Raw genomic sequence first — 25,857 nt, 5'->3', positions numbered from 1 at the left:
GCCCTCTGCTTGAAGAGCGGGTCCGAAGCGGCGATAAAGTGACCATGACCGAAACAGATATCGACCCTTTCCTCGAGATCGGCCGCAAGCTCTTTGCGGGCGAGGCGGATTTCATCTGGGCAGCGAATTCCCTGAAGAATCTGCCGCCCATGACAAAAGTGGAGATCGCCTTCGCCGGGCGCTCCAACGTGGGCAAGTCGAGCCTCGTGAACGCGCTGACAGGGCGCAACACGCTCGCCCGCACCTCGCATACCCCCGGGCGCACCCAGCAGCTCAACTTCTTCAATATTGGCGACCGCCTCCACCTCGTGGACATGCCCGGCTACGGCTATGCGGCCGTGGACAAGCAGAAGGTTCACGCCTGGACACAGCTGATCCACGATTACCTGCGCGGCCGCGCGAGCCTTGCCCGGGTCTATGTGCTGATCGATGCCCGTCATGGGATCAAACCCGTCGACGAGGGCGTCCTCGAGACCCTGGGCACCGCGGCGGTCTCCTATCAGATCGTGCTGACGAAGGCGGACGAGTTGAAGAAAGGCGAACTCGAGAAGCGGATTGCCACCACGATGGAGCAGATCTCGAAGCGGGCCGCGGCCTATCCCGAGGTGCTCCCTACATCGAGCCGCACCGGCCTCGGCATCCCGGAATTGCGGGCCGGAATCGCCCGGCTTCTCAGCGAAAGAGGCGCCCTATGAACTTGGCGAGCCGCCTCCTCATTGTCGCGGCCGGTCTCTCCGGCGCCTTGGGCGTGGGCCTTTCTGCCGCTGCCGCCCATATCACGGGCGGCAATCTCACCACGGCGGCGCAGTTCCTCTTGTTTCACGCCCCCGGGCTGCTCGCCCTTTCGGCCCTGATAGCGGCCGGGGCCGTCCACCCGACCCTCGCCCAGATTGCCGGGTACGCCCTGATCCTGGGCCTTGCCCTCTTCTGCGGCGATCTCTCTCGGCGCGCCTTCGCAGGCGCCGCACTTTTCCCCAGGGCCGCCCCCATGGGTGGCATTCTTCTGATGCTCGGCTGGGTTCTGGTGGCGGTATCGGCCCTTCTTCGCCTCCGAGTCTGAGGTCCTGGCCTGCAAGGCGTCCTACCGGCGCAGCGTGCCGGATCGAAGGTCCGTGCCCGCGAAGGATGCCCTGGCTTCCCACGTCAAGGGTGCCCCGCTTCGGACATTGAGTCGCGAAACCCTCCCAAAAGTGCATTCCACTTTCGGGTTCGATGCTCTAGAACGCAGGCCGTTTCGTCCTCACCTCACCTCTGGAGCCGCCCATGTCCGATTCCAAACAGCTCCCCGACGTCCATGTACAGGCCGAGGTGCTTGTGCAGGCCCTGCCGCACATGCAGCGCTACGACCAGCAGGTCGTCGTGATCAAATATGGCGGCCATGCCATGGGTGACCGTGCGGCAGCCGAGGATTTCGCCGAGGACGTGGTGCTGCTCGAGCAATCGGGAATCAAGCCTATCGTGGTTCACGGCGGCGGCCCCCAGATCGGCAAGATGCTCGAGAAGCTCGGCATCCGGTCCGAGTTCAAAGGCGGCCTGCGAGTGACGGACGAAGCCACGGTCGAGATCGTGGAGATGGTGCTTGCCGGCTCCATCAACAAGCAGATCGTGGGCTGGATCGGCACCGAGGGCGGAAAGGCCGTCGGCCTGTCGGGCAAGGATGGCAACATGGTCATCGCCCGGAAGGCAACCCGTACTGCCGTGGATCCCGAATCCAACATCGAGAAGGCGGTTGATCTCGGCTTCGTCGGCGAGCCCGAAAAGGTCAACCGTGACGTTCTGGACAAGGTGCTCAGTGCCGAGCTGATCCCGGTTCTCGCCCCCGTGGCCATCGGCCAGGACGGCCAGACCTACAACGTCAATGCGGATACCTTCGCGGGCGCCATCGCCGGCGCCATGACTGCCAAGCGCCTCCTGCTGCTGACGGACGTTCCGGGGGTTTTGGACAAGAACAAGAACCTGATCCCGGAAATGACCATCGAGGATTGCCGCCGCCTCATCGCCGACGGCACCATTACCGATGGCATGATCCCGAAGATCGAGACCTGCATCTATGCCCTGGAGCGAGGCGTGGAAGCGGTTGTCATCCTGGACGGCAAGGTGCCCCACGCGGTTCTTCTGGAACTGTTCACGGATCATGGCGCGGGTACGCTAATCCGGCGGGGCTGAGGCCCCTTTTCGCCGGCCCGAACAATCCCTATATTGTGAGCAGTGGGGCCACACGGCCCCATTGTCGTCTCTGGAACTCATGAACGCAAAACCGCCTGTCGAGAACCACCTGTCGTCTCCCGAATCCCGCGCCTTCTCGCATGTGGATACGTGGATCTTCGACCTGGACAATACCCTCTACCCGCACACATCGCGGGTCTGGCCGCAGATCGACGAGCGCATCACTCTCTACATTGCGAAACTCTTCGGCCTGGACGGCATGTCCTCCAGAGCGCTGCAGAAGTATTTCTACCACCGATACGGCACGACCCTTCGCGCGCTGATTGATGAATATGACGTCGATCCGCACGACTTCCTGGACTTCGCGCACGATATCGACCACACGGACATTGAGCTCAACCCCAGCCTGGGTGAAGCGATCGAGAAGCTGCCGGGCCGCAAGCTGATCCTCACGAACGGTTCGCGCAAGCACGCGGAGAACGTGGCAAAGAAGATCGGCATCCTGGATCACTTCGAGGACGTGTTCGATATTGCCGCGTCCAATTTCGTGCCTAAGCCTGAGCGGCGTGCCTATGAGAACTTTCTCGACAAGCACGGCGTCGAGCCCGCACGCTCGGCCATGTTCGAGGATATCGCCAAGAACCTCGCTGTGCCCCACCAGCTCGGCATGACGACGACCTTGATCGTGCCGAAAGCGGTCGATCCGTTTCGGGAGAGCTTCGAGCAGGAAGCGGTGAAGACGCCCGATATCGACTATATCACGAACGACCTCGCGGAGTTCCTGCGCGCCTTCGCGCTACCTGCGAAATAAGCGCCTCCTCGAATGGAAATGGCCTCCCGAGGGAGGCCATTTCGCGTATGGCTGAAGAGACGTTAAGCAGCCTGCGTGTTGATCTTGCTTTCGGCGATACGATTGAGCTTTTGATCGGTGGCTTTCTCCTGATCGAGGATCTGGTGAAGCACACCCGCGCAATCGTCACGGCCGAGCTGCTTGGCCCAGGCGACCAGCGTACCGTAGCGGGTGATCTCATAATGCTCCACGGCCTGTGCGGCTGCGAGAAGTGCAGCGTCCAGAACCTGCGGATCGTCTATATCGCCCGCAATTTCCTGCGCCTCGTCGATGATCCCGTCTATCGCCGGGCAGGTTACTCCCTTAGGATCATGGCCGTGCATGCGGAAAACCTGCTCGACCATTTGAATCTGCTGCTGTGTCTCACCCAGATGCGTCTGGAAAGCCTGCTTCAATTGAGGATCTGAAGCCTGCTCTATCATCTGCGGCAGAGCCTTCGTGATCTGCTGCTCCGCGTAGTAGATGTCCTGCAGGGTGTGAACAAAAAGGTCGTCCAGCGACTTGATATCTTTCGACAGAAGGCCCATGGCGCTCAATCCTTCTCTTGTTGTGATGCATGCGATATGCAAGCGCCAGCATCCGCTTGGCGCGATGGCTAGAGTTGAGAGAACGTCGCGGTCGAGTGGCGGTTCCGGTTATTCGACAATGCGCAGGTCACGTCCCTGAAGGCGTCGCAGCTCGGCACGAGCCTGCGTTTCGCCCTCCTCGAATTCCAGCGCCTCGATCCGCTCCCCCCGCTTGGTAATCTTTTCCGTCGAGACGCGGATCTGAACCATATCGTCCTGTGCCTGCCGGAAATGAGCGTCGAGCTTGGCCACTCGGCTGTCGAGACGCATCACATCCTCCAACAGCTTCTGCACCTCGGCCTGGATCACGCGCGCCTCCTCGCGGATGCGGGCGTCGCGCACCAGCGCCTGCATGACCTGAATGGCGAGCGTCAGGAGCGACGGAGAAACGATGACGACACGTGCACGATGCGCCTTCTGCACCACGTCGTCGAAATGCTCCGCGAGGTCCGCGTAGATCGACTCCGCCGGGACGAAGAGCATGGCGATGTCCTGCGTCTCGCCGGGGATGAGATATTTCGCAGCGATGTCCTTCACATGGACGAGCATGTCGCTGCGCACCCTCGCGGCGGCGCGGGCACGCGCCTCCTCGCCCCTTGCTTCGCGGAACGCGGTGAAACCCTCCAGCGGGAATTTGGCGTCGATCACGAGGCCTCTTTCGTCCCCCGGTAGCCGCACCAGGCAATCGGGACGGGTGCGATTAGAGAGCGTGGCCTGGAACTCGAATGCATTCGCGGGAAGACCGTCGCGGATGATCGCCTCCATCCGGCCTTGGCCATAGGCCCCGCGGCTCTGCTTGTTGGAGAGAATATCCTTCAAGCCGACGAGTTCGCCCGTGAGCGTGCTGAGGTTCTGCTGGGCCGCATCGATGACGGCAAGCCGCTCGTTGAGCTTCGACAGGTTCTCCGTCTGATGGCGTGTGGAGGCCTCCAGCCCCTGCCCCACCCGGTGCTGCAGACCGTCGATGCGTTCTGAGATCATGCGCACGAAATCGCTCTGACGGGAGCCGAAGACCTCGGCCATGGTCCGCATCCGCCCGGTCATCTCCGCCTGGATCCGGGCCAGCTCGGCGACCTTGTCGTCCATCTCCCGGGCCCGCTCCTCGGCCAGGGCCTCCTCCAGGGCCTTTTCCCGACGCGTCCGCAGGAGAAGCACCGTCACCATGACAAGAAGCAGAAGGCTTAAAGCCGCCATGCCGGTCACGACATGTCCCCAGGTCAGGGCATGAGAGCCGAGGATCAGGATAATATCGTTCATGGCCACGCTTCCGGTTGACGCCGGCATCCGAACATATCACGAACGATTTGACCATCCTCCTGCAAGCCCTTATCTCCCGCAATCATGAGCATCAGACCCCTTGTCATCCTTCCCGATTCCAAGCTCCGACTGATTTCCGAGCCTGTTAAGGAAATCACGCAGGAGATCCGCCAGCTGGCCGAAGACATGCTGGAGACCATGTACGACGCTCCCGGCGTAGGCCTTGCCGCGATCCAAATCGGGGTTCCCTTGAGGGTGATCACCATGGACGTGTCGAAATCCGAGGACGAGCGCCAGCCCATGGTGCTCATCAACCCGGAGATCACCTGGGCTTCGGAGGAGATGCGGTCTTACGAGGAGGGCTGCCTCTCGATTCCCGAATATTACGAGGAGGTCGAGCGGCCTGACCGGGTGCGCTTCCGCTACATGAACCTCCAGGGGGAGGTGATCGAGCAGGAGGCGGATGGTCTTCTGGCCACCTGCGTACAGCATGAGATCGACCATCTGAACGGCGTCCTGTTCATCGACTATCTCTCCAAGCTCAAGCGGGACCGGTTGATGACCAAGTTCAAGAAGGCCGCCAAGCGCGGGGTCGTGGCATGAGCCTGCGCGTCGTCTTCATGGGCACGCCCGACTTCGCGGTTCCCACGCTGGCGGAGATCGTCGGCCAAGGCCACGAGATCGTTGCCGTCTACACCCGCGAGCCTGCTGCGGCGGGCCGGGGCATGGACCTGAAGCCCTCCCCCGTGCACCGGATGGCGGAGCGGTTCGGCCTGCCCGTCTTCACGCCCAAGACCCTGCGCACCGAAGAGGCGGCAGAGACCTTCCGCAGCCTCGATGCGGATGTGGCCGTTGTGGTGGCCTACGGCATGATCCTGCCGAAAGCCATTCTGGAAGCGCCGCACCTCGGCTGCCTCAATCTTCACGCCTCCCTGCTCCCCCGCTGGCGCGGCGCCGCTCCGATCCAGCGGGCCATTATGGCAGGCGACAAGGAAACGGGTGTCGCCGTCATGAAGATGGAGGAGGGCCTCGATACCGGACCCGTCGCCATGGTCGAGAAGAGCGCGATTGCTCCAGACATGACCGCCGGGGAACTCCACGACAAGCTGATGGTGCTGGGCGCCGATCTGATGGTCCGCGCTTTGGCCGCCCTCTCCCGCGGAGGCCTGAGCTTCACGCCCCAGCCGGAAGAGGGCGTGACATACGCCCACAAGCTCAAGAACGAGGACGCGCGCATCGATTGGTCGAAGCCCGCTCAGGCGGTCCACGACCATATCCGGGGCCTGTCACCCTTCCCGGGGGCTTTCTTCACCGCAGATTTCGGCAAGGGCCAGGAGCGGGTGAAGATCCTGAAAACCATGCCTGGAAAAGGCTCAGGCGAGGCGGGGACGCTCCTCGACGGCGATGGTTCGGTATCCTGCGGCGACGGGGCTGTTCGGCTGCTCCAGGTTCAGCGGGCCGGCAAGGGACCGGTTGCTTTCGATGAGTTCCTTCGCGGCGTGAGGATCGGTCCGGGCGCCCGCTTTTCTTGAGGTCTCTCCATTGGACATTCGTGTCGAGGAAATCGCCGATTGGTCTGCGCTCTACGCGATCTGCGAGGCCGCCTTCCGGCAATCGGGCGAAGCCGACCTTGTGCGTCGGCTCCACGATGACGGAGAGCTGACCCTGTCCCTCGTGGCCTATGCCGACAAGCCGGCTGGACACGTCGCCTTTTCACGTCTGACGCTTCACGGAACTCCTGACCTCAAAGGTTGCGCCCTGGCCCCGCTGGCGGTCGCCCCCGAGTTTCAAAGGCAAGGCGTCGGCTCGGTCCTCGTCCGGCTCGGAATCGAGAGGCTTCGGGCGGATGGCTACGATCTCGTCCTGGTCCTCGGTGAGCCCGACTACTATGCACGCTTCGGCTTCACCCCCGGTCTGGCGACCCAGATGAAGACCCCTTATGAGGGGCCCTATCTCCAAGCCCTTGCTCTTTCCGAGAGGGGAAAAAACGCTCATGGCCCGGTATCCTATGCCAGAGCCTTTGCAGAATTGAAGTGACATGCCCCGCTACAAGCTCGTCGTGGAATACGACGGCACGCCCTTTACAGGCTGGCAGCACCAGACGAACGGCCTCTCCGTACAGCAGGCGGTGGAGGATGCCATCGCGCGCTTTGCCGGCGAAACTGTCCGCGTCCATTGCGCCGGGCGCACGGATTCCGGCGTTCATGCGACCCATCAGGTCGTGCATGTAAGCCTCACGAGGGAATGGCGCCCCGACACGGTTCGCGATGCGACCAACGCTCACCTGAGACCCGCCCCGGTTGCGGTCGTCTCGGCTCAGATCGTACCTGAGACATTCAATGCGCGCCTCTCCGCCGTCAAAAGGCATTACGTCTATCGTATTCTGAACCGCCGCGCGCCGCCGACGCTCGATGTCTCGCGCGTCTGGCACGTAGCCTGGCCTCTCGATGCGGCCGTCATGCATGAAGCAGCGCAAACGCTCATAGGCCGACACGACTTCACCACTTTCCGGGCCGCGGAGTGCCAGGCGAACAGCCCGATCCGCACCCTCGACCGGCTGGATGTGGAGCGCATCGGCGACGAGATCCGGATCTACGCCTCCGCCCGCTCGTTCCTGCACCATCAGGTGCGCTCGATGACGGGAACCCTGGAGAGAGCAGGAGCCGGGCGCTGGTCGGTCGAAGACGTACGTGCGGCCCTCGAGGCCCGTGACCGTACCCGATGCGGTCCCATGGCGCCGTCGATGGGTCTCTACCTGATCGGGGTCGATTATCCGGACTAGCCGAGCAGGGCGCGCGTGATATTCCCTACACAGGAATTGAGGACGATCCCCAGCAGCACGATTCCGAAGGCCGCAAGGCCAGGTACGCCGAGGGTCGCCTTGGTGGCGAACCACTGCATCCGCACGATGATCACGGCGAAAGCCAGACTGAAGACGCTGGCGAGAGCTGGAGTGGCCCAGCCAAGCAGCAGGAGCATGGCGGGCAAAGACAGCACGAGCATGCTCATGACCGTGATCCAGTTCGTCACGATCACGAAGGGCACATAGGCTCTCGTGAGATCGAAGCTGCGGGCGATCCAGATCATCGCGAGAGGCAGCGCAGCGAAGCCCGCCACATGACCCAACGCAACGACGAGGTCGATCCATATACTGTCGAGAAGCGACCGATCGGGCTTCAGCAGGCCAAGACGCAGGCGCTCGAAAGCCAGCGAGACGATATAAGCCGGAAGCGTCAGCCAGATCGCCGCGAAGGATCGCCAGAATCCTCTTTCGCTCATGTCGAAGGACTTCAGCCCCTCGGCCCTGCTGTGGAGCAGGTCGAGCGTCCCCCTGAACGAGCGATTGACCTCATCAGCCGTGACGATCATGAGCAGCCTCACAGAGGTTGGGATGCTCACGAAAACAGGTTCAAACGGGAAAACGTTCCGGCCAGAATGCGACTTTAGTTGAATAAAATCTCGCTTCTCTAAGAGGCTGGCGCGAAATAGGCGTTCAACACTTTGCGATAGATCGCGGCGAGCCGGTCCAGATCCTCCACCGCCACCCGCTCATCGATCTGGTGCATGGTCTGTCCGACAAGGCCGAATTCCACGACCGGACAATCCTTGACGATGAAGCGTGCATCCGATGTGCCGCCCGTTGTGGAGAGTTTCGGACGCAGCCCCGTCTCGGCTTCCACCGCATCGGCAATGAAGCCCACGAACTCGTTGGGAGGCGTGAGAAACGCGATCGCGTTCGTCGGTTCCATGCGCAAGGTATAGCGAATGCCGTTCCCGGCTGCCTCGCTCAGGCGGCGGGAGATTTCCGCTTCCAGGCTCTCGGGTGTCCAAAGGTCGTTGAAACGGATGTTGAACGTCGCCCTCGCCTCGGCGGGGATGACGTTGGATGCGGGATTGCCCACATCCACCGTGGTCACCTCGAGATTCGAGGCGTCAAAGTGGTCCGTACCGTGATCGAGCGGATCGCGCAGGAGCCCTTCGAGGAGGCGCAGCATGCCGGGAATCGGATTGTCGGCGAGATGCGGATACGCCACATGCCCTTGCTTGCCCTCGACGACGATCCTGCCCGTCAGCGAACCGCGCCGCCCGATTTTGATCATGTCGCCAAGCTGGTTGGGATTGGTCGGCTCGCCGAGAATGCAATGATCGAAGCGCTCGCCGCGTCCCTTCGCCCATTCGAGGAGCTTGGCGGTGCCATTGATGGCGGGCCCCTCCTCGTCGCCCGTGATGAGGAAGCCGATGGAGCCCCCGAAATCGGGGTTCTCGCGGATGAATTCGAGCGCCGCTGCCATCATGCAGGCGATGCCGCCCTTCATGTCGACGGCGCCGCGTCCGTAAAGCTCGCCATCCTCGATCTCGGCGCTGAACGGATCGTGCCGCCAGCGGCTTGGATCACCGGGCGGCACCACATCCGTATGGCCGGCAAAAAGCAGGTAGGGCTTGCGGGTCCCGTAGCGGGCGTAGAGGTTCTCCACGTCCTGCGTCCCGGGCTCTGAGAAGACCGGCCGGTGCACCTCGAATCCTGCTGCCTTCAGCACGCCCTCGATCAGAGAGAGCGCGCCGCCCTCCTCCGGAGTCACGGATGGACAGCGAAGGAGCGATTTGGCGAGGAAGAGGGGCGAGTGGTCCATCGGTCAGTCCCGCAGCAGTTCGTTGATGCCTGTCTTCGCGCGGGTCTGCGCGTCCACGCGCTTGACGATCACGGCGCAATAGAGGGACGGGCCGGGCGTGCCGTCCGGCAGGGGCTTTCCCGGAAGGGAGCCGGGCACGACCACGGAATAAGGCGGAACGCGCCCGACGAAGACCTCGCCCGTGTTGCGGTCGATGATCTTGGTGGAGGCCGAGAGGAAGACGCCCATGGAAAGCACCGAGCCCTCGCCCACGATCACACCCTCCACCACTTCGGAACGGGCGCCGATGAAGCAATTGTCCTCGATGATGGTGGGATTGGCCTGGAGCGGCTCCAGCACGCCGCCGATGCCGACGCCGCCCGAGAGATGCACGTTCTTGCCGATCTGCGCGCACGAGCCGACGGTGGCCCAGGTGTCCACCATGGTGCCCTCGCCCACATAGGCGCCGAGATTGACAAAGGACGGCATCAGCACCACGCCGGGTGCGATATAGGCGCCGCGCCGCACGACGCAATTGGGAACGGCCCGGAACGCGGCCACCTTGAACTCGGCCTCGGCCCAACCCTCGAACTTGGAGGGAACCTTGTCCCACCATGTGGCCTGGCCGGGGCCGCCCTTGATCACCTCCATGTCATTGAGACGGAAGGAGAGGAGCACCGCTTTCTTGAGCCATTGGTGCACCTGCCACTCGCCGTCGGCCTGTTTCTCGGCGACGCGCGCCTGTCCCGCGTCGAGAAGCTGCAAAGCCTGCTCGACAGCGTCGCGGACAGCCCCCGTCGTGGAAGCATTCACATTGGCGCGGTCTTCCCAGGCGGCATCGATGGTGCGGGCGAGATCGGTCAGGGACATGGGTTCACTCGGAGATTAGGGATTGTAGATTCCCTGCTTAGCAACGGCAGCTGAGGCTGTCACCTGTACAGGAGAGCCGACTGAATCGCGCATCGCGCAGAAAAGTGGAGCCGATCCTCGCTGGTGCGGCCCAGCCTCGAACGATACGCCGCTCAAAGGTGGAGCATCACGCGGACCCGAAGAGCCGCTTCAGCGAAAAGCCGCCCGTCGTCAGAACGACGTGCGCTGGCGAATCGCGGCGGAGAGCGTGCCCTCGTCGAGATAGTCGAGTTCCCCGCCGACCGGCACGCCATGGGCGAGCTTGGTCACCTTCACCGGCAGATGTCCGAGAAGCTCGGTGATGTAGTGGGCCGTGGTCTGCCCGTCGACGGTGGCGTTGAGCGCGAGGATCACCTCGGCCACGCCCGGCTCGGACGCGCGCGCGACGAGACGGTCGAGATTCAGATGCTCGGGACGCACGCCGTCCAGGGGCGAGAGCACGCCGCCCAGCACATGGTACTTCGCGTTGACCGCGCCGGAGCGCTCAAGCGCCCAGAGATCTGATACGTCCTCCACCACCACGAGAATCGACGGATCGCGCTTCCCATCACGGCAGATGGTGCAGGGATCGGAGGTATCGACGTTGCCGCAGGTCGAGCACACGACGATGCGCTCGTTGGCGATGCGCATGGCATCGCTCAGCGGATTGAGCAGCGTATCCCGTTTCTTGATGAGATGGAGGGCGGCACGGCGCGCCGAGCGCGGGCCGAGACCCGGCAAGCGCGCGAGCAGCTGGATCAGGCGCTCGATCTCGGGACCGGCAACGTGCTGGGCCATTCAGGAGCCTCAGAACAGCTTCAGGCCGGGCGGAAGCGGGAGGCCCTTCGTCAGGCTTTCCATGCGCTCCTGCGCGGCACGGTCGGCTTTGCCGCGCGCGTCGTTCATGGCGGCGACGACGAGATCCTCCAGGATCTCCTTCTCGTCCTGGTTCATGAGCGAGGGATCAATGCTGATGGCTTTGAGATGACCTTTTCCCGAAACCCTCACGGTGACGACGCCGCCGCCGGCAGAGCCCTCGACCTCGAGGTTCTCGAGCTCGGCCTGTGCATCCTGCAGCTTCTGCTGCATAGCCTGCGCCTGCTTCATCAGTCCCATGATGTCCTTCATGACCGCGCTCCTCGATTAGAATAGATCGTCGTCGGCTTCCGCCTCGTGCGCCGCCAGCGCATCGGCCTCGCCCAGGATTTCCGTCTCCGCATCCTCTCCCGCCTTCTCCGCGCGCTCGATCACGTTAACGATCTGCGCGCCTGGGAACTTGGAGAGCACCGCCTGCACGAGCGGGTGGGTGGCCGCCCCTTCCTTGCGCTCCCGCTCGGCGGCCACCGCCTGCTCACGCAATGTGGGCGCGCCCTCATCAGAGGAGAGAGACACCATCCAGCGCTCGCCGGTCCATTGCTGGAGCGCGCGCGCCAGATCGTTGGCGATCGTGCGGCTGCCATTCTCGGTGAGGCTGAGTTCGATGCGGCCTTCCTGGAAGCGCACCAGACGGACGTCGCGCTCCAGAGCCGCCTTCAGCACGATCTCGCGGCGCTCGCCCGCGAGCGCCACCACGTCCTCGAACCGGCGAAGGCGCATGACCGGTTCGGCCGGCGCGGCTTGCGGACGGGGCTGAGGCTGAGGCTGTGAGGTCGCGAGGGCCATGTTGCCGGATGTGGAAGTTCCGCCGGAGGGTCTCGCGGGTGCGGGCGCAGGACCACCGGGAGCGAGCGGCGTGCCGTCTTTCAGCGCGCGCAGGGCCTCGTCGGGCGTCGGCAGGTCAGCCGCATAGGCCAGTCGCACGAGCACCATCTCGGCCGCGGCGATCGGGCGGCTGGAGGACTGGACTTCGGGAATGCCCTTCAACAGCATCTGCCACGCCCGCGAGAGCGTACGCACGGAGAGCTTCTGCGCATAGTCGAGACCACGAGTCCGCTCGATCTCGGAAAGCGCCGGATCCTTCGCTGCTTCGGGGATCAGCTTCAGGCGCGTGACCACATGCGAGAAGGCGGCGAGATCGGACAGGATCACCGCCGGATCGGCGCCCGCGTCATACTGGGACCGAAGCCCCGCAAAGGCCGCCGGAACGTCGCCGCGCATCACGGATTCGAACAGATCGATGATCTGGGTGCGGTCGGCAAGCCCCAGCATGTCGCGCACCGTATCGGGCGTCACGACGCCTGCGCCATGGGCAATCGCCTGATCGAGCAGCGAAAGCGAATCGCGCACCGACCCCTCCGCAGCGCGGGCGACGGCGGCCAAAGCCTCCTGCTCCGCCTGAACGCCCTCGGAGGCGCAGATCCGGGCGAGGTGGCCCACGAGCTTGTCAGCCTCGACACGGCGCAGGTCGAAGCGCTGGCAGCGGGACAGGATGGTGACGGGCACCTTCCGGATCTCGGTGGTCGCGAAGATGAACTTTGCGTGCGGCGGAGGCTCCTCCAGCGTCTTCAGGAAGGCGTTGAACGCCTTCTCCGAGAGCATGTGGACCTCGTCGATGATGTAGACCTTGTAGCGGGCCGAGACCGGCGAATAGCGGATGCCGTCGATGATCTGGCGAACGTCGTCGATGCCGGTATGAGAGGCCGCGTCCATCTCCAGCACATCCACGTGCCGCGATTCCATGATGGCCTCGCAATGGACGCCGAGCTCGGGCAGGTGGATGGTGGGGGCGCCGGAGCCGTCGTGCCTCTGATAGTTGAGGCCCCGCGCCAGGATGCGGGCCGTCGTCGTCTTGCCTACGCCGCGGACGCCGGTGAGCATCCAGGCCTGGGGGATGCGTCCGGTCTCGAAGGCATTCGAGAGGGTGCGGACCATCGCCTCCTGGCCGATCAGATCGTCGAAGGTGCGGGGACGGTACTTGCGGGCGAGAACGCGATAAGGGGAGATCGGCGCGGCCGGTGCCGGCGCGGCGGGGAAACCCGGCAGGGCCGGCTCGTCGTTCAGGGGCGTGCCGGCTGTGGTGTTGTCCATCGGCTGCAAGGCTTTGGGAAACTTGAAGGTGGGAGGCTGGACGAAGACCCGTTCGGTCTCGTTAGGGCTGCTTCCTTCCGGACCTGACCCGGTTGGCGAGTGAGACGTCCCTCGCCAACCTCCCAGTGGCTATATGGGCGTTTCGCGCGAGGAACGCAAGTTGGAAACTTTTTCCTGTGGGTTCATCGCTCGATCTCGCGGGTGATCCCGATATGGCAAGGCGCGGCTTTCCTCAGCGCGAGGTGACCTGACGGCCTGCGTCACCCCGCCCCCACGTTCTTCCCCGTCGTCCCCAGCCTCGTGCCGGGGATCCCGATGCTAGGGGCGCCGCGCTTCCGGTTGGGGACAGGCCCGGCCATGACGGCGAAGGGGCCGGGCTTCTGCCGCATGAATCTGGATGACGGCTGACAGAGAGCCAGGACCTCGGCTACATAGACCCCATGACATTCCAGCTCGATTCCCGGCTTGAGGCCGATACGATCCCGATCGGCGACCTGGCTCTATCCTCGGTCCTGCTCCTGAACGATGCCCGCTTTCCCTGGTTCGTGCTGGTGCCCCGCATTCCGGAGGTGAGCGAAATCACAGATCTTTCTGAGGAACATTACGTTCAGCTGGCGCAGGAGATCCGCATCGCGACGCGGGTCATGCTGGAGATGTCCAAGCCCGACAAGGTGAATGTGGGCGCACTCGGCAACATCGTGACGCAGCTCCACGTCCACGTGATCGGACGCTTCCGCTCCGATCCCGCCTGGCCTGGCCCAGCTTGGGGCCACGGGACCCGGAAGTCCTATCCGGATCACGCCGCAACCGCCCTCGTCGAGCGCGCCGCCGCTCTTTTCGCCAAAGCCTGAGAACCCGAAGCTCCCATCATGACGCGCCCGATCGGCTACATCACCAACCCCCTCGTCCGCCACAGTGGGGAGAGGGAACCGGAGGCCCTGGCCCATGCCGCCCGAAACCCGGAGAGTGCCCTGGTGCTCCTGGCGGGCGACCTGCCGGTCCTGAAGACCGGGGAGCCCGGAACGGGGCTTCTGCCCCTATCTGTCTTGAGCCGCCTGCCCGCCCACAGGGAGCAGGTGTTCCTCGGCACCCTGCAGGAGCGGCCCGTGATCGCGACCCTGGCCGCGCCGGAAGCGGCGGGGCTGTTCCAGGACGATCCGGCCTACGCGGTCTCGGATCTGCGCTCCATCGCCGTTCGCGGTCTCGTGCCCACGGAGGAACTTGGCATTCTCGCCATGGCGAAATCCGTCCTCGACTGGCACAACCGCCACCGCTTCTGCGCCAATTGCGGCGCTCCGACGCAAAGTACCCAGGCCGGTTTCCGCCGCGACTGCGCGGCTTGCGGCGCACAGCATTTTCCCCGCACCGATCCGGTGGTGATCATGCTGATCACCCGCGGCGACAAATGCCTCATGGGCCGTCAGCCGCGCTTCGCGGAGAAGATGTATTCCTGCCTTGCGGGGTTCCTGGAGCCGGGCGAGACCATCGAGGACGCAGTACGCCGCGAGACGTTCGAGGAAGCCGGCATCCGCGTCGGCGAGATCCGCTATCTCGCCTCGCAGCCCTGGCCTTTCCCGTCGAACATCATGATCGGCTGCGTCGGCGAGGCGCTGACGGAAGAGATCAACTTCGACCGCGACGAGCTGGAGGACGCCCGCTGGTTCACCAGGGACGACGTGCGTCGCATGCTGGAGGGCACGCACGAGGAATTCGCAGCTCCCACTCCGATCGCCATCGCGAACTACCTTCTGCGGGAGTGGATGAAGGGCTGAGAAGGATTTTCGTCATCCCGAACGGCGAAGCCGACACAGGATCGGCGGGAGGGATCTGTGACGCCCCTTCTTGTCATGGCCGGGCTCGTCCCGGCCACCTCGACGCGAAAAACGCAGCCCTCGAAAGATCGTCATTACCGGCAAAGGCCGGCGATGACGTGAGTGCGCGGTGGTCACGAGATGAATCCCGGCTCTCACCGGGACGGCTCCTCACTCCGCCGCCTCCCTGATCTTCTCGCGGAACGGGTCTGCCGGATAAACGCCCAGAATCCGCAGCTCGCGGGAGAAGAATTCGAGTTCCTCCAGGGCGCGCTTGAGGTTGGTGTCCTCGGGATGGCCATCGACCTCGGCGTAGAACTGTGTCGCCAGGAATTCGCCCTCGAGCATGTAGCTCTCGAGCTTCGTCATGTTGATGCCGTTCGTGGCGAAGCCACCGAGCGCCTTGTAGAGCGCGGCGGGCAGGTTGCGCACGCGGAACACGAAGGAGGTGACCGTCGCCCCCTTGCCGGCGGGCGCCCATTGCGGCGTCTTGGAGAGGACGACGAACCGCGTGGTGTTGTGTGCCTCGTCCTCCACATCCTCAGCGAGGATCTTCAGACCGTAGATGCTGGCGGCCATGCGCGGCGCGAGCGAGGCGCGGGTCGGGTCCCTCCACTCGGCGACCTGGCGCGCAGAGCCCGCGGTGTCGCCGGCCACATGGGCCTTGAGCCCGAGCTTGCGGATGATCTTGCGGCATTGGCCCAGCGCATGGACGTGGCTGTAGACGCTCCGAATGGTGCCGAGATCGGCCTCCGGCAGCGCCATAAGCTGGAAATGGATCGGCAGGAAGCCCTCGCCCACGATGTGCAGGCCCGAGGTCGGCAGGAGGTGATGGATATCCGCTACGCGGCCCGCGATCGAATTCTCGATTGGGATCATGGCGAGCCCCGCGTGGCCCTCGTTCACGGCGGCGAAGGCATCCTCGAAGGTCGGGCACGGCAGCACTTCCCATCCGGGATACATTTCAGAGCAGATGATGTGGGAATTGGCCCCAGGCTCGCCCTGGAACGAAATGACCTGCTTCATGCTGTCCTCCGGGCCGCGATCATCTCGCGGGCTCTGTTCAAATCGTGGGGCGTATCGACCCCGAGCGGCACGTCGTCGACGAGCACGGCGTCGATGCGCATGCCCGCCTCAAGGGCACGCAGCTGCTCCAGCTTCTCGCGCAGCTCCAGGGGAGACGGCGGCAGGGAGACGAAGCGCTGCAGGGCCCTGCGCCGATAGGCGTAAAGGCCGATGTGATGATAGAGCGGACCATCCCCATAGGGGGCCGTAGCGCGGGTGAAGTAGAGCGACCGGAAACGGCCGGGCGCGACCTCGGCGCCCACCATCTTCACCACGTTCGGATCGGTCCTCTCCTCCTTCCGTTTGATGATCGCCACAAGGGTGGAAAGATCGACCCCGGGATCCGAGAGGGGCACAACCGAGGCCGCGATCGCCCCAGGATCGACCGTCGGCAGATCGCCCTGGACGTTCACCACCACGTCGTGGCGGCCCTCCGGGTCGAGCTTTTCCACAGCCTCGAAGATACGGTCGGAGCCCGAGGCGTGGTCGGAGCGGGTCATGACGGCCCGCCCGCCCGCCCGGGTCACGGCCTCGGCGATCTCGGGCGCGTCGGTCGCGACGGCGACCGGACCGATCCCCGCCTCCGTGGCCCGCCGCCAGACATGGACGATCATGGGCTCGCCCGCGATATCCGCCAGGGGCTTGTTCGGCAGGCGGGTCGCCGCGAGACGGGCGGGGATGAGAACCAGAGGACCGGACATGATGCAATCTTCGCAACAGAAGCTGCGCGGTCCTTAGCAAGGCGAACCGCGTTTGTCATGGGTCCTGCGGCACTCAGTTCCTGGACCCAGGAGCTTCGGCCCGGCGTTTTGAACCCGAGCTGCGACCAATGGAGCGCCGAAACCTGCAAGTACCCCATTGTCAAAACCCCTTCATAACGGCTAAGCAACGCCGCGAAACCGCGGGCCCCCTGCCCGCGTAGCCGTTCTGTTTGCGCTGGGTTCGCCGTAACCAAGGCGAGGAGAGCCTCACTTATGAATATCGAGACCAATAAGATCCTGGGCGCCCTTTTCGGTACGCTTCTCTTCGTAGTGGGCGTCAAAGTCGTTGCCGAAGGTCTTTTCTCGCCTCACGCCCCTGCCGTTCCGGGCTACGACCTTCCGGCCGCAGAGGAAGCCGCCGCCGGGGGCGCCGGCGGCGCTCCTGCCGCTCCAGCCGAGCCGCTCCCCGTTCTCCTGGCCAGCGCCGATCCGGCCAAGGGCCAGGCCTCGGCCAAGAAGTGCGCCTCCTGCCACACCTTCGAGAAGGGCGGCGCGAACAAGGTCGGCCCGAACCTCTATGGCATCGTGGGCCGCCCGGTCGCCTCGCACGAAGGCTTCAACTATTCCAACGGCATGAAGGCTCATGGCGGCGAATGGACTTACGAGGCCCTGAACGATTTCATTCATAACCCGAAGAAGGCCGCCCCCGGCACCATCATGGCGTTCGCCGGCATCGCTAACGACAAGGAGCGCGCCGACCTCCTCGCCTATCTTCAGACCCTGTCCGACAATCCGGTTCCGTTCCCGGCTCCCTGAGGCCCTGCGAACGACCCTGAACTTCGGTGAAGCCGGGCCCTGTGCCCGGCTTTTGTTTTGCCCCTCATCCCTTGCGCTCGCCCCGGACAGCACAAAAATGTAACCTGCCGACAGACGCCTCGCCCTTCAGGAGACGCTTTGTGATCCGTACCCTTCTGGCCGGCTTCCTGGCCGCCTGCCTCAGCCTCCCCCCTCTCGCAGCCCAGGAAGCCCCATGGCGGCATGGCGCGGCCCTCCTCGGAGAGCCCAAGTACCGGCCCGGCTTCAAGCATTTCGACTACGTGAATCCCGATGCTCCCAAGGGCGGGCTGGTCCGGCTCGGTGCGCAGGGCACCTTCGACAGCTTCAACATCGTGGTGGCGGGCGTGAAGGGGGCGCCCGAACAGGGGCTGGGCCTCCTCTACGACACGCTGACCACCTCCTCCTTCGACGAGCCGAGCGCCGCCTACGGCCTTCTCGCGGAGTCGTTCTCCTATCCGGAGGATTATTCCTCCGTCAGCTTCCGCTTACGCCCGGAGGCCAAATGGCACGACGGGCAACCGGTCACGGCGGACGACGTGATCTTCTCGTTCGAAGCCTTCAAGGCCAACAGCCCGACCTACGCCTTCTACTACGCCAACGTGACCAAGGCAGAGAAGACGGGCGAGCGCGAGGTGAAATTCACCTTCAACCAGACCGGCAACCGGGAGCTGCCGCAGATCATGGGGCAGCTGATCGTGCTGCCCAAGCACTGGTGGGAAGGCACGGCTCCCGACGGGCGCAGGCGCGACGTCACGCAGACCACCCTGGAGCCGCCGCTGGGCTCGGGCCCCTACCGTCTCAAGAGCTTCGAGGCGGGTCGCAACGCCACCTACGAGCGCGTGAAGGATTACTGGGGTGTGAACCTCAACGTCAATGTAGGCCAGAACAACATCGACGAAATCCGCTACGAATATTACCGCGACGCGACGGTGCTGCTCGAAGCCTTCAAGGCGGACCGGATCGACTTCCGGACCGAGAACAGCGCCCGCAACTGGGCGACGGGCTATGATTTCCCGGCCAGGCAGGAAGGCCGGGTCGTTCTGGAGGAATTCCCCTACCGCGCCACCGGCATCATGCAGGCCTTCGTGCTCAACCTGAGACGCGACAAGTTCAAGGACGAGCGCGTGCGGCGCGCCTTCAATCTCGCCTTCCCCTTCGAGGAGCTCAACAAGACCGTGTTCTACGGTCTCTATGAGCGCGTAGGGAGCTACTTCCACGGCCTCGAACTCGCCTCCTCGGGCCTGCCGGAAGGCGAGGAGCTGGAGATTCTCGAATCCCTACGCGACAAGATTCCGCCGGAGGTCTTCACGACGCCCTACCAGAACCCGGTCAACGACACTCCGGAGAACATCCGCAAGAACCTGCGCGAGGCGGATCGCCTGCTGCGCGAAGCGGGATGGGAGGTGAAGAGCGGGCGGCGGGTGAATGCGAGCGGCGAGCCGTTGAGCGTGGAGCTTCTCAGCAGCAGCCCCAATGACGAGCGCGTCTTCCTGCCCTACAAGGCAGTGCTCGAGCGCCTCGGCATCATCGTTTCGGTCCGCACGGTGGACGACGTGCAGTTCACGAACCGCACCCGCTCCTTCGACTTCGACATCACCTCGACCGTCTGGCCGCAATCCCTGTCCCCGGGCAACGAGCAGCGTGAGTTCTGGGGCTCCCAGGCGGCCCGGCGCGAAGGCTCGCGCAATCTGGCGGGCATCGCCGATCCGGGGGTGGATGCGCTGATCGACAGGATCATCTACGCCAAGGACCGCGACGAGCTGGTGGCCGCCACGAAGGCGCTCGACCGCGTCCTGCTCGCCCACAATTACGTGGTGCCGCAATGGACGTCCCTGAAGCAGCGCACCGCCCGCTGGGACCGCTACAGCCATCCGCAGACCATGCCCCGTTACGCGGGCGCGGCCTTCCCGACCGTGTGGTGGTACGACGAGGAGAAAGCCGCCAAAACGGGAGCGCCCCGATGAGATCGTTCAATCGCCGCGCCGTTCTCCAGGCCGGTGCCGCCGGCGCGATCGTGAGCCTTCTGCCGGATTCCGGCCTCACCCAATCCGCCGGCGAAACCGAGACCCACGGCCTCTCTGCCTTCGGCGAGCTCAAATACCCGACCGGCTTCAAGCATTTCGATTACGTCAACCCGCAGGCCCCCAAAGGCGGAGCGCTGGTGCTCCAGATCAAGCAGACGACAGGCAACCAGAATTTCGACACCTTCAACACGCTGAACATCTACGTGCTCCGGGGCGATGGCGCCGCCGGCATGGGCGCCACGTTCGATTCGCTGATGGCGGGCTCCGGCGACGAGCCGGACGCGCTGTACGGCCTGGTCGCGAGAAGCGTGCGCGTCTCAGCGGACAAGCTGACCTATCGCTTCATCCTGCGTCCGGAGGCGCGGTTCCACGACGGGTCGAAACTGACCGCGAAGGACGCGGCCTTCTCTCTGAATGTCCTGAAGGAGAAGGGGCACCCCGTTTACCGCGCCCTGCTGACGCAGATGGCTTCGGCAGAAGCGGAAGCCGACGACGTCCTGCGCGTGCAGTTCACGCCGCAGCGCAGCCGCGACCTGCATCTCGTCGTGGCCGGTCTGCCGATCCTTTCCGAGCGCTATTGGCAGGGCAAGGATTTCGAGGCTTCGACGCTCGAAGCGCCGCTCGGTTCCGGCCCTTACAAGGTCGGTAAATTCGAGACGGGACGCTTCATCGAGTTCGAGCGCGTGCCGGATTATTGGGCCAAGGACCTTCCGGTGAATGTGGGCCAGAACAATTTCGACCGCATCCGCTGGGAATACTTCCGCGACCGAACAGTCGCCTTCGAGGCGTTCAAGAACGGCACGCTCAACTATCATGAGGAGTACACCTCGCGCATCTGGTCGACTGGCTACGATTTCCCGGCGGTGCGCGAGGGGAAGGTAAAGAAGGAAGAGATCTCCAACGACTCGCCCGCTACCATCCAGGGCTGGTACTTCAACACCCGCCGCGAAGCCTTCAAGGACCCGCGCATCCGCGAAGCCATCGGGCTCGCGTTCGATTTCGAATGGACGAACGCCAACATCATGTTCGGCCTGTACAAGCGCACCACGTCCTATTTCGAGAACAGCGACATGAAGGCGACGGGCATGCCCTCGCCCGAGGAGCTCGCGCTTCTGGAGCCGTTCCGCAGCCAACTTCCGGCCTCCGTGTTCGGCGAGCCGCCCGTGCCGCCCGTATCGGACGGATCGGGGCAAGATCGGCGGCTGCTGCGCCGGGCCGACGAACTGCTTCGCGCGGCCGGTTGCAAACGCGAGGGCGGCACTCTGAAGCTGCCCAACGGACAGCCGTTCCGGATCGAGTTCCTCGATTTTCAGGCCGCGCTCCAGCCGCACACGCAGCCCTTCCAAGCCAATCTGAAGCGGCTCGGGATCGATGCGTTCTCCCGCGTGGTCGATGCCGCCCAGTACCAGCGCCGCATGGAGGAATTCGATTTCGACATGGCGAGCCGGAATCTCGTGGGCGGCTCGACACCCGGCGACAGCCTGCGGGTGGTCTACGGCTCGCAGGCGGCGAAGACGCCCGGCTCTCGGAACATCGCCGGCATCAGCCACCCGGCCGTGGACACGCTGGTCGAGACGATCGCCAATGCCGAATCCCGGCAGGAGCTCAACACCGCCTGCCGCGCCCTGGACCGAATTCTCCGTTCGGGCCACTATTGGGTGCCCATGTGGTACCGGGCCAGCGAATGGATCGCCTATTGGGACCAGTTCTCCCGCCCCGAGAGGAAGCCCCGCTTCGGATCGGGAGCTCCGGGAACCTGGTGGTACGATGCCGAAAAGGCCAAGCGGATCGGGCGAGGGTAAGGTTTGGACACGATCATGACGGCCCCGGCCGTGGCGGGCGCGCCCCGCCTGCTCCTGCGACTCGAAGGTTTGGCGCTGTTCGGCCTCGGCACGGGAGCCTATGCCCAAACGGGACTCTCCTGGTGGCTCTACGCCGTCCTGTTCTTCAGCCCGGACCTGAGCTTTGCCGGGTACGTGGCAGGACCTCGACCGGGAGCCGCGATCTACAATGCCGCCCACACCATTCTCGGCCCGGCGGTCCTGCTGGGCACCGGGCTGGTGCTGGACCCTCCTCTCTTCCTCGGGCTGGCCGCCATCTGGGCGGCGCATATCGGTTTCGACCGCATGTTGGGATACGGATTGAAGTACGCCACCTCTTTCAGCGACACCCATCTCGGCCCAAGCGGCCGCAACCGCACAGGCACCTGATGCTGGGCTATATCGCACGCCGCGTCCTTCTCATGATCCCGACCATCCTTGGGATCATGCTCATCTCCTTCGTTCTCGTGCAGTTCGCCCCCGGAGGCCCGGTCGAGCGCATCATCGCGCAGCTGCAGGGGCAGGACTCCACCGCGACCTCACGCATCTCGGGCGGCGGAGGCGACTTCTCGGGAGGGAGCCAGAGCCCCGGAGGCGGGGGCGACACGTCGTCTTCGTCCCGCTATCGCGGCGCCCAGGGCCTCGACCCGCAATTCATCCGGCAGCTTGAGGCGCAGTTCGGCTTTGACAAGCCCGCCCACGAGCGTTTCCTCAAGATGCTGTGGGACTATGCTCGCTTCGATTTCGGCAAGAGCTACTTTCGCGACATCTCTGTTCTGGAGCTGATCAAGGAAAAGCTGCCGGTCTCGATCAGCCTCGGGCTGTGGATGACGCTCCTGTCCTATGCGATCTCGATACCGCTCGGCATCAGGAAGGCGGTGCGCGACGGCTCCTCCTTCGACATCTGGACATCGGCCATCGTCATCGTCGGCTATGCGATTCCGGGCTTCCTGTTCGCGATCCTGCTCATCGTGCTGTTCGCGGGCGGTTCGTTCTGGCAGATATTCCCCTTGCGCGGCCTGACCTCCGAGAACTGGGCCCTCATGCCTTGGTACATGCAGATCGCCGACTACTTCTGGCATCTGGTGCTGCCGATCACCGCGATGGCGCTCGGCGCTTTCGCCACCTCGACCCTGCTCACGAAGAACTCGTTCCTCGACGAGATCCGCAAACAATACGTGCTCACCGCGCGCATGAAGGGCTTGTCGGAGCGGCAGGTGCTTTACGGCCACGTTTTCCGCAACGCCATGCTGATCGTGATCGCAGGTTTTCCGGGCGCTTTCATCAGCGCCTTCTTCGCTGGCTCGCTCCTCATCGAGACGATCTTCTCTCTCGACGGATTGGGGCTTCTCTCCTTCGAATCCATCGTGAACCGCGATTATCCGGTCGTGTTCGCCAATCTCTACATCTTCTCCCTGCTGGGACTGGTGGTGAACCTACTCTCCGACCTCACCTATACCTGGATCGATCCGCGGATCGATTTCGAAACGCGGGAGGCGTGAGATGAACGAGAATGTGCCCGTCGTCTCTCCGGCCGCGTCGCCCGTCGCGCCGCCGCTGCCGAAGGAGGGCTTCATCAGGCTCTCGCCGCTCAACCGGCGCCGGCTGCAGAACTTCAAGGCCAACCGCCGCGGCTACTGGTCGTTCTGGATCTTCACCATCCTGTTCGTCCTGAGCCTGTTCGCCGAACTTCTCGCCAACGACAAGCCGATCCTCGCCTCCTACAAGGGCGAGCTTCTGTATCCGGCTTTCGTCGATTACCCGGAGGAAAAATTCGGCGGTTTCCTGGCTCAGACCGATTACCGCGACCCGGTGATCGCGAAGGAGATCCGGGAGAACGGATGGATGCTCTGGGCGCCGGTCCGTTTCTCCTACAACACGCACAATCTCGACCTTCCCGTCCCCGCCCCCGCTCCGCCGACCTGGATGCTCACCGACGAGCAATGCCGTCCCATTGCGGAGCGCAACGGCGGCACGGGCTGCAACGACATCGAGTGGAACTGGCTCGGCACGGACGACCAGGGCCGCGACGTGGTGGCTCGCCTCATCTACGGCTTTCGCATCTCCGTGCTGTTCGGCCTGATCCTCGCCGGCATCTCGTCCGTCATCGGCATCCTCGCAGGCGCAGTGCAGGGCTATTACGGCGGATGGATCGATCTCGTCGCACAGCGTTTCATCGAGATATGGACCGCCATACCCTCGCTCTACCTGCTCATCATCATTTCATCGATCATCACGCCGAGCTTCTTCGTTCTGCTCGGAATTTTGCTGCTCTTCTCCTGGGTGTCGCTCGTAGGCGTCGTGCGCGCGGAGTTCCTGCGGGCACGCAACTTCGAATATGTACGGGCTGCGCGGGCCCTGGGGCTCTCCAACGCCACCATCATGTTCAAGCACCTGCTGCCGAACGCCATGGTCGCGACGCTCACCTTCATGCCGTTCATCATCAACGGCTCGATCACGACGCTGACCTCCCTCGACTTCCTGGGCTTCGGCCTGCCGCCCGGCTCCCCCTCCCTCGGGGAGCTCCTGGCGCAGGGCAAGGCCAATCTTCAGGCTCCGTGGCTCGGCCTCGCGGGCTTCTTCGTGATCGCCCTCATGCTCAGCCTTCTCATCTTCATCGGCGAAGCCGTGCGTGACGCCTTCGATCCGCGAAAGACGTTCCGATGACAGAGCCCCTTCTTTCGGTCCAAGATCTCTCCGTCGCATTCCGCCAGGGGGAGCGCGATACGCTGGCGGTAGACCGCATCTCATTCGACATCATGCCCGGCGAGACCGTGGCTCTGGTGGGCGAATCCGGATCTGGCAAATCCGTCTCAGCGCTGTCCGTGCTCAAGCTCCTGCCCTACCCGTCCGCCCATCATCCGTCCGGCCGCATCCTGTTCAAGGGCCAGGATTTGATGGGCTTGAGCGAGAACGAGATGCGCCGGGTGCGCGGCAACGACATCACCATGGTGTTCCAAGAGCCGATGACCTCGCTCAATCCGCTCCACACCATCGACCGGCAGATCGGCGAGATCCTCAAGCTCCATCGCGGCCTTTCCGAGAAGGATGCGCGCGCCCGCACGCTGGAGCTGCTGCACCTCGTGGGCATCCGCGATGCGGAAAGCCGCCTGACCGCCTATCCGCACCAGCTGTCCGGCGGCCAGCGCCAGCGCGTGATGATCGCCATGGCGCTCGCTAACGAACCCGATCTCTTCATCGCCGACGAACCGACCACCGCGCTCGACGTGACGGTGCAGGCGCAGATTCTGAAGCTGCTCGCAGAGCTGAAATCCAAGCTCGGCATGTCCATGCTCTTCATCACGCACGATCTCGGTATCGTGCGCAAGATCGCCGACCGCGTCTGCGTCATGCTGGACGGTAAGATCGTGGAGCATGGCCCGACGGCGGAAGTCTTCGACAACCCGCGCCACGCCTACACGCAGCGACTTCTCGCCGCCGAACCGAAGGGCCGCGCCAATCCCCTGCCCGCGGACGCCCCTACCATCGTCGAAGCGGGACCCATCAAGGTGTGGTTTCCCATCAAGCGCGGCTTTTTCCAGAGGACCGTCGGTCATGTGAAGGCCGTCGACGGTGTGTCGCTGAGCGTGCGGCGGGGCGAAACGGTGGGCGTCGTGGGCGAATCGGGATCGGGTAAAACTACATTGGGCCTGGCGATTCTGCGCCTCGTTCAGTCGGAAGGTCCCATCGTGTTCCTCGGCAACCGCATCGACGGCCTGCGCGCGCGGGAGATCCGGCCCATGCGCAAGAATCTCCAAGTGGTGTTCCAGGATCCCTACGGCTCGCTCTCGCCGCGCATGTCCATCGCCGAGATCGTCGAGGAGGGACTGCTCGTCCAGGACAAGGGCCTGAACTACCGCCAGCGCCGTGACGTGGTGGCGAAGGCCCTACACGATGTGGGGCTCGATCCCGCGACCATGGACCGCTACCCTCATGAATTCTCCGGCGGGCAGCGCCAGCGCATCGCCATTGCGCGCGCGATGGCGCTTGAACCGCAATTCATCATGCTCGACGAGCCGACATCGGCGCTCGACATGTCGGTGCAGGCGCAGATTGTGGAACTCCTGCGCGATCTGCAGAAACGGCGAGATCTGGCCTATATGTTCATCAGCCACGATCTGAAGGTGGTGCGCGCGCTGGCGAACCACGTGATCGTGATGCAGAACGGCAAGGTGGTCGAGGAAGGACCGGCCGAGAGCATCTTCGCCGCCCCTCGAACGGAATACACGCAGGCCCTGTTCGCGGCAGCCTTCAATCTCGAGGCGGACGGCGCAGCCACCGTCCGCCAGTGACGC

The 25,857-nt window shown here is 64.1% G+C and carries 27 protein-coding genes and 1 other RNA gene; 17 read left to right on the top strand and 11 right to left on the bottom strand.

The genetic code is table 11. From position 1 onward, the window contains the following. Positions 1-44 precede the first annotated feature (44 nt). From yihA to GR328_RS09155, 4 genes are all read left to right on the top strand, one after another. Positions 45-695: a ribosome biogenesis GTP-binding protein YihA/YsxC gene (yihA, locus tag GR328_RS09170; RefSeq protein ID WP_160884219.1), complete on the top strand. Its 651-nt coding sequence runs from the start codon at positions 45-47 to the stop codon at positions 693-695. Next, complete coding sequence (locus tag GR328_RS09165; RefSeq protein WP_160884218.1) at positions 692-1,060, top strand: DUF423 domain-containing protein; 369 nt, start codon at positions 692-694, stop codon at positions 1,058-1,060. The genes yihA and GR328_RS09165 overlap by 4 nt, the downstream gene beginning before the upstream one ends. Before the next feature lie 203 nt (positions 1,061-1,263). Beyond that, positions 1,264-2,166, top strand: a complete 903-nt coding sequence (gene argB / locus GR328_RS09160) for an acetylglutamate kinase (RefSeq protein WP_160884217.1) — start codon at positions 1,264-1,266, stop codon at positions 2,164-2,166. A 79-nt stretch (positions 2,167-2,245) separates the two neighbouring features. After that, a complete protein-coding gene (locus GR328_RS09155) occupies positions 2,246-2,977 on the top strand; it encodes a pyrimidine 5'-nucleotidase (RefSeq protein WP_160884216.1) in 732 nt (243 codons plus the stop codon). A gap of 62 nt (positions 2,978-3,039) precedes the next feature. Here the strand turns inward: GR328_RS09155 and GR328_RS09150 are convergent, their stop codons facing one another. Both GR328_RS09150 and GR328_RS09145 read right to left on the bottom strand, forming a co-directional pair. Further along, positions 3,040-3,543 (bottom strand): YciE/YciF ferroxidase family protein, encoded by a 504-nt coding sequence (locus GR328_RS09150; RefSeq protein ID WP_160884215.1) that lies wholly within the window; start codon positions 3,541-3,543, stop codon positions 3,040-3,042. A 108-nt stretch (positions 3,544-3,651) separates the two neighbouring features. Continuing rightward, the gene (locus GR328_RS09145; RefSeq protein ID WP_160884214.1) at positions 3,652-4,839 is read right to left on the bottom strand and encodes a DNA recombination protein RmuC; all 1,188 of its coding nucleotides are present in this window, start codon (positions 4,837-4,839) and stop codon (positions 3,652-3,654) included. A gap of 84 nt (positions 4,840-4,923) precedes the next feature. On the opposite strand from GR328_RS09145, the gene def reads away from it, so the two are divergent. Genes def through truA form a run of 4 tightly spaced genes read left to right on the top strand, consistent with a single transcriptional unit; the run spans position 4,924 to position 7,621 of the window. After that, entirely contained in the window at positions 4,924-5,442 is a 519-nt protein-coding gene (gene def, locus GR328_RS09140) for a peptide deformylase (RefSeq protein ID WP_160884213.1), read from the top strand. Continuing rightward, complete coding sequence (fmt, locus tag GR328_RS09135; protein ID WP_160884212.1) at positions 5,439-6,371, top strand: methionyl-tRNA formyltransferase; 933 nt, start codon at positions 5,439-5,441, stop codon at positions 6,369-6,371. Before def ends, fmt begins: the two co-directional genes overlap by 4 nt. A 10-nt stretch (positions 6,372-6,381) precedes the next feature. Next, positions 6,382-6,876 carry a GNAT family N-acetyltransferase gene (locus GR328_RS09130; RefSeq protein ID WP_160884211.1) on the top strand — a complete coding sequence of 165 codons (495 nt, stop codon included), beginning with the start codon at positions 6,382-6,384 and terminating at the stop codon, positions 6,874-6,876. 1 nt (position 6,877) lies between these two features. Continuing rightward, positions 6,878-7,621 (top strand): tRNA pseudouridine(38-40) synthase TruA, encoded by a 744-nt coding sequence (gene truA / locus GR328_RS09125; RefSeq protein WP_160884210.1) that lies wholly within the window; start codon positions 6,878-6,880, stop codon positions 7,619-7,621. On the opposite strand, the gene GR328_RS09120 is transcribed toward truA, so the two are convergent. The 7 genes from GR328_RS09120 to ffs all read right to left on the bottom strand — a co-directional run bounded on the left by GR328_RS09120 (position 7,618) and on the right by ffs (position 13,428). Continuing rightward, positions 7,618-8,208 (bottom strand): hypothetical protein, encoded by a 591-nt coding sequence (locus GR328_RS09120; RefSeq protein ID WP_160884209.1) that lies wholly within the window; start codon positions 8,206-8,208, stop codon positions 7,618-7,620. The two genes, truA and GR328_RS09120, sit on opposite strands and share 4 nt — an antisense overlap. 98 nt (positions 8,209-8,306) lie before the next feature. Continuing rightward, positions 8,307-9,470 (bottom strand): succinyl-diaminopimelate desuccinylase, encoded by a 1,164-nt coding sequence (gene dapE, locus GR328_RS09115; RefSeq protein WP_160884208.1) that lies wholly within the window; start codon positions 9,468-9,470, stop codon positions 8,307-8,309. 3 nt (positions 9,471-9,473) lie between these two features. Then, a complete protein-coding gene (gene dapD, locus GR328_RS09110; protein ID WP_160884207.1) occupies positions 9,474-10,319 on the bottom strand; it encodes a 2,3,4,5-tetrahydropyridine-2,6-dicarboxylate N-succinyltransferase in 846 nt (281 codons plus the stop codon). A 210-nt stretch (positions 10,320-10,529) separates the two neighbouring features. Next, a complete protein-coding gene (gene recR, locus GR328_RS09105) occupies positions 10,530-11,135 on the bottom strand; it encodes a recombination mediator RecR (RefSeq protein ID WP_160884206.1) in 606 nt (201 codons plus the stop codon). Between the two features lie 9 nt (positions 11,136-11,144). Next, positions 11,145-11,465 (bottom strand): YbaB/EbfC family nucleoid-associated protein, encoded by a 321-nt coding sequence (locus GR328_RS09100; RefSeq protein WP_160884205.1) that lies wholly within the window; start codon positions 11,463-11,465, stop codon positions 11,145-11,147. A 15-nt stretch (positions 11,466-11,480) separates the two neighbouring features. Beyond that, the gene (locus GR328_RS09095; RefSeq protein ID WP_160884204.1) at positions 11,481-13,304 is read right to left on the bottom strand and encodes a DNA polymerase III subunit gamma/tau; all 1,824 of its coding nucleotides are present in this window, start codon (positions 13,302-13,304) and stop codon (positions 11,481-11,483) included. A gap of 27 nt (positions 13,305-13,331) precedes the next feature. Then, positions 13,332-13,428, bottom strand: an RNA gene (ffs, locus tag GR328_RS09090) — signal recognition particle sRNA small type. Between the two features lie 316 nt (positions 13,429-13,744). Here ffs and GR328_RS09085 point away from each other — a divergent pair. Both GR328_RS09085 and nudC read left to right on the top strand, forming a co-directional pair. Then, a complete protein-coding gene (locus tag GR328_RS09085) occupies positions 13,745-14,155 on the top strand; it encodes an HIT domain-containing protein (protein WP_160884203.1) in 411 nt (136 codons plus the stop codon). A gap of 18 nt (positions 14,156-14,173) precedes the next feature. Then, the gene (gene nudC / locus GR328_RS09080; protein WP_160884202.1) at positions 14,174-15,076 is read left to right on the top strand and encodes an NAD(+) diphosphatase; all 903 of its coding nucleotides are present in this window, start codon (positions 14,174-14,176) and stop codon (positions 15,074-15,076) included. Positions 15,077-15,286: 210 nt separating this feature from the next. On the opposite strand, the gene GR328_RS09075 is transcribed toward nudC, so the two are convergent. Together GR328_RS09075 and GR328_RS09070 are read right to left on the bottom strand one after the other, a co-directional pair. Next, positions 15,287-16,141, bottom strand: a complete 855-nt coding sequence (locus GR328_RS09075) for a prephenate dehydratase (RefSeq protein ID WP_160884201.1) — start codon at positions 16,139-16,141, stop codon at positions 15,287-15,289. After that, complete coding sequence (locus tag GR328_RS09070) at positions 16,138-16,881, bottom strand: 3-deoxy-manno-octulosonate cytidylyltransferase (protein ID WP_160884200.1); 744 nt, start codon at positions 16,879-16,881, stop codon at positions 16,138-16,140. Before GR328_RS09070 ends, GR328_RS09075 begins: the two co-directional genes overlap by 4 nt. 273 nt (positions 16,882-17,154) lie before the next feature. Here GR328_RS09070 and GR328_RS09065 point away from each other — a divergent pair, with 273 nt between their 5' ends. From GR328_RS09065 to GR328_RS09035, 7 genes are all read left to right on the top strand, one after another. Next, positions 17,155-17,697, top strand: a complete 543-nt coding sequence (locus GR328_RS09065; RefSeq protein ID WP_160884199.1) for a c-type cytochrome — start codon at positions 17,155-17,157, stop codon at positions 17,695-17,697. Positions 17,698-17,837: 140 nt separating this feature from the next. After that, positions 17,838-19,682, top strand: a complete 1,845-nt coding sequence (locus GR328_RS09060; protein WP_343039332.1) for an extracellular solute-binding protein — start codon at positions 17,838-17,840, stop codon at positions 19,680-19,682. Then, the gene (locus GR328_RS09055; RefSeq protein ID WP_160884198.1) at positions 19,679-21,544 is read left to right on the top strand and encodes an extracellular solute-binding protein; all 1,866 of its coding nucleotides are present in this window, start codon (positions 19,679-19,681) and stop codon (positions 21,542-21,544) included. The genes GR328_RS09060 and GR328_RS09055 overlap by 4 nt, the downstream gene beginning before the upstream one ends. Positions 21,545-21,559: 15 nt before the next feature. Further along, entirely contained in the window at positions 21,560-21,952 is a 393-nt protein-coding gene (locus tag GR328_RS09050) for a DUF4260 domain-containing protein (RefSeq protein WP_160884197.1), read from the top strand. After that, entirely contained in the window at positions 21,952-23,064 is a 1,113-nt protein-coding gene (locus GR328_RS09045; protein ID WP_160884196.1) for a microcin C ABC transporter permease YejB, read from the top strand. The genes GR328_RS09050 and GR328_RS09045 overlap by 1 nt, the downstream gene beginning before the upstream one ends. A 1-nt stretch (position 23,065) precedes the next feature. Next, complete coding sequence (locus GR328_RS09040) at positions 23,066-24,229, top strand: ABC transporter permease (protein WP_170304113.1); 1,164 nt, start codon at positions 23,066-23,068, stop codon at positions 24,227-24,229. Further along, on the top strand, positions 24,226-25,854 hold the full coding sequence (locus GR328_RS09035) for an ABC transporter ATP-binding protein (protein ID WP_160884195.1): 1,629 nt from the start codon (positions 24,226-24,228) through the stop codon (positions 25,852-25,854). Before GR328_RS09040 ends, GR328_RS09035 begins: the two co-directional genes overlap by 4 nt. The last annotated feature ends 3 nt before the right edge of the window (positions 25,855-25,857 follow it).

This window comes from Microvirga makkahensis (genome assembly GCF_009830105.1).
GTDB lineage: Bacteria > Pseudomonadota > Alphaproteobacteria > Rhizobiales > Beijerinckiaceae > Microvirga > Microvirga makkahensis.
Note: the sequence above shows the minus strand (reverse complement) of the source record. Positions and strands in the feature narration are given on the sequence as shown.

Excerpts from the sequence above, each read along its gene's own strand:
- GR328_RS09095 (WP_160884204.1), bottom strand. The coding sequence starts at position 13,304 with ATGGACAACACCACAGCCGGCACGCCCCTGAACGACGAGCCGGCCCTG.
- recR (WP_160884206.1), bottom strand. The coding sequence starts at position 11,135 with ATGGCCCAGCACGTTGCCGGTCCCGAGATCGAGCGCCTGATCCAGCTG.
- truA (WP_160884210.1), top strand. The coding sequence starts at position 6,878 with ATGCCCCGCTACAAGCTCGTCGTGGAATACGACGGCACGCCCTTTACA.
- yihA (WP_160884219.1), top strand. The coding sequence starts at position 45 with ATGACCGAAACAGATATCGACCCTTTCCTCGAGATCGGCCGCAAGCTC.
- GR328_RS09070 (WP_160884200.1), bottom strand. The coding sequence starts at position 16,881 with ATGTCCGGTCCTCTGGTTCTCATCCCCGCCCGTCTCGCGGCGACCCGC.
- GR328_RS09165 (WP_160884218.1), top strand. The coding sequence starts at position 692 with ATGAACTTGGCGAGCCGCCTCCTCATTGTCGCGGCCGGTCTCTCCGGC.
- GR328_RS09085 (WP_160884203.1), top strand. The coding sequence starts at position 13,745 with ATGACATTCCAGCTCGATTCCCGGCTTGAGGCCGATACGATCCCGATC.
- def (WP_160884213.1), top strand. The coding sequence starts at position 4,924 with ATGAGCATCAGACCCCTTGTCATCCTTCCCGATTCCAAGCTCCGACTG.
- GR328_RS09040 (WP_170304113.1), top strand. The coding sequence starts at position 23,066 with ATGAACGAGAATGTGCCCGTCGTCTCTCCGGCCGCGTCGCCCGTCGCG.
- GR328_RS09100 (WP_160884205.1), bottom strand. The coding sequence starts at position 11,465 with ATGAAGGACATCATGGGACTGATGAAGCAGGCGCAGGCTATGCAGCAG.
- argB (WP_160884217.1), top strand. The coding sequence starts at position 1,264 with ATGTCCGATTCCAAACAGCTCCCCGACGTCCATGTACAGGCCGAGGTG.
- dapE (WP_160884208.1), bottom strand. The coding sequence starts at position 9,470 with ATGGACCACTCGCCCCTCTTCCTCGCCAAATCGCTCCTTCGCTGTCCA.
- GR328_RS09050 (WP_160884197.1), top strand. The coding sequence starts at position 21,560 with ATGACGGCCCCGGCCGTGGCGGGCGCGCCCCGCCTGCTCCTGCGACTC.
- GR328_RS09120 (WP_160884209.1), bottom strand. The coding sequence starts at position 8,208 with ATGATCGTCACGGCTGATGAGGTCAATCGCTCGTTCAGGGGGACGCTC.
- nudC (WP_160884202.1), top strand. The coding sequence starts at position 14,174 with ATGACGCGCCCGATCGGCTACATCACCAACCCCCTCGTCCGCCACAGT.
- fmt (WP_160884212.1), top strand. The coding sequence starts at position 5,439 with ATGAGCCTGCGCGTCGTCTTCATGGGCACGCCCGACTTCGCGGTTCCC.
- GR328_RS09035 (WP_160884195.1), top strand. The coding sequence starts at position 24,226 with ATGACAGAGCCCCTTCTTTCGGTCCAAGATCTCTCCGTCGCATTCCGC.
- GR328_RS09155 (WP_160884216.1), top strand. The coding sequence starts at position 2,246 with ATGAACGCAAAACCGCCTGTCGAGAACCACCTGTCGTCTCCCGAATCC.
- GR328_RS09150 (WP_160884215.1), bottom strand. The coding sequence starts at position 3,543 with ATGGGCCTTCTGTCGAAAGATATCAAGTCGCTGGACGACCTTTTTGTT.
- GR328_RS09075 (WP_160884201.1), bottom strand. The coding sequence starts at position 16,141 with ATGAAGCAGGTCATTTCGTTCCAGGGCGAGCCTGGGGCCAATTCCCAC.
- GR328_RS09055 (WP_160884198.1), top strand. The coding sequence starts at position 19,679 with ATGAGATCGTTCAATCGCCGCGCCGTTCTCCAGGCCGGTGCCGCCGGC.
- dapD (WP_160884207.1), bottom strand. The coding sequence starts at position 10,319 with ATGTCCCTGACCGATCTCGCCCGCACCATCGATGCCGCCTGGGAAGAC.
- GR328_RS09065 (WP_160884199.1), top strand. The coding sequence starts at position 17,155 with ATGAATATCGAGACCAATAAGATCCTGGGCGCCCTTTTCGGTACGCTT.
- GR328_RS09145 (WP_160884214.1), bottom strand. The coding sequence starts at position 4,839 with ATGAACGATATTATCCTGATCCTCGGCTCTCATGCCCTGACCTGGGGA.
- GR328_RS09045 (WP_160884196.1), top strand. The coding sequence starts at position 21,952 with ATGCTGGGCTATATCGCACGCCGCGTCCTTCTCATGATCCCGACCATC.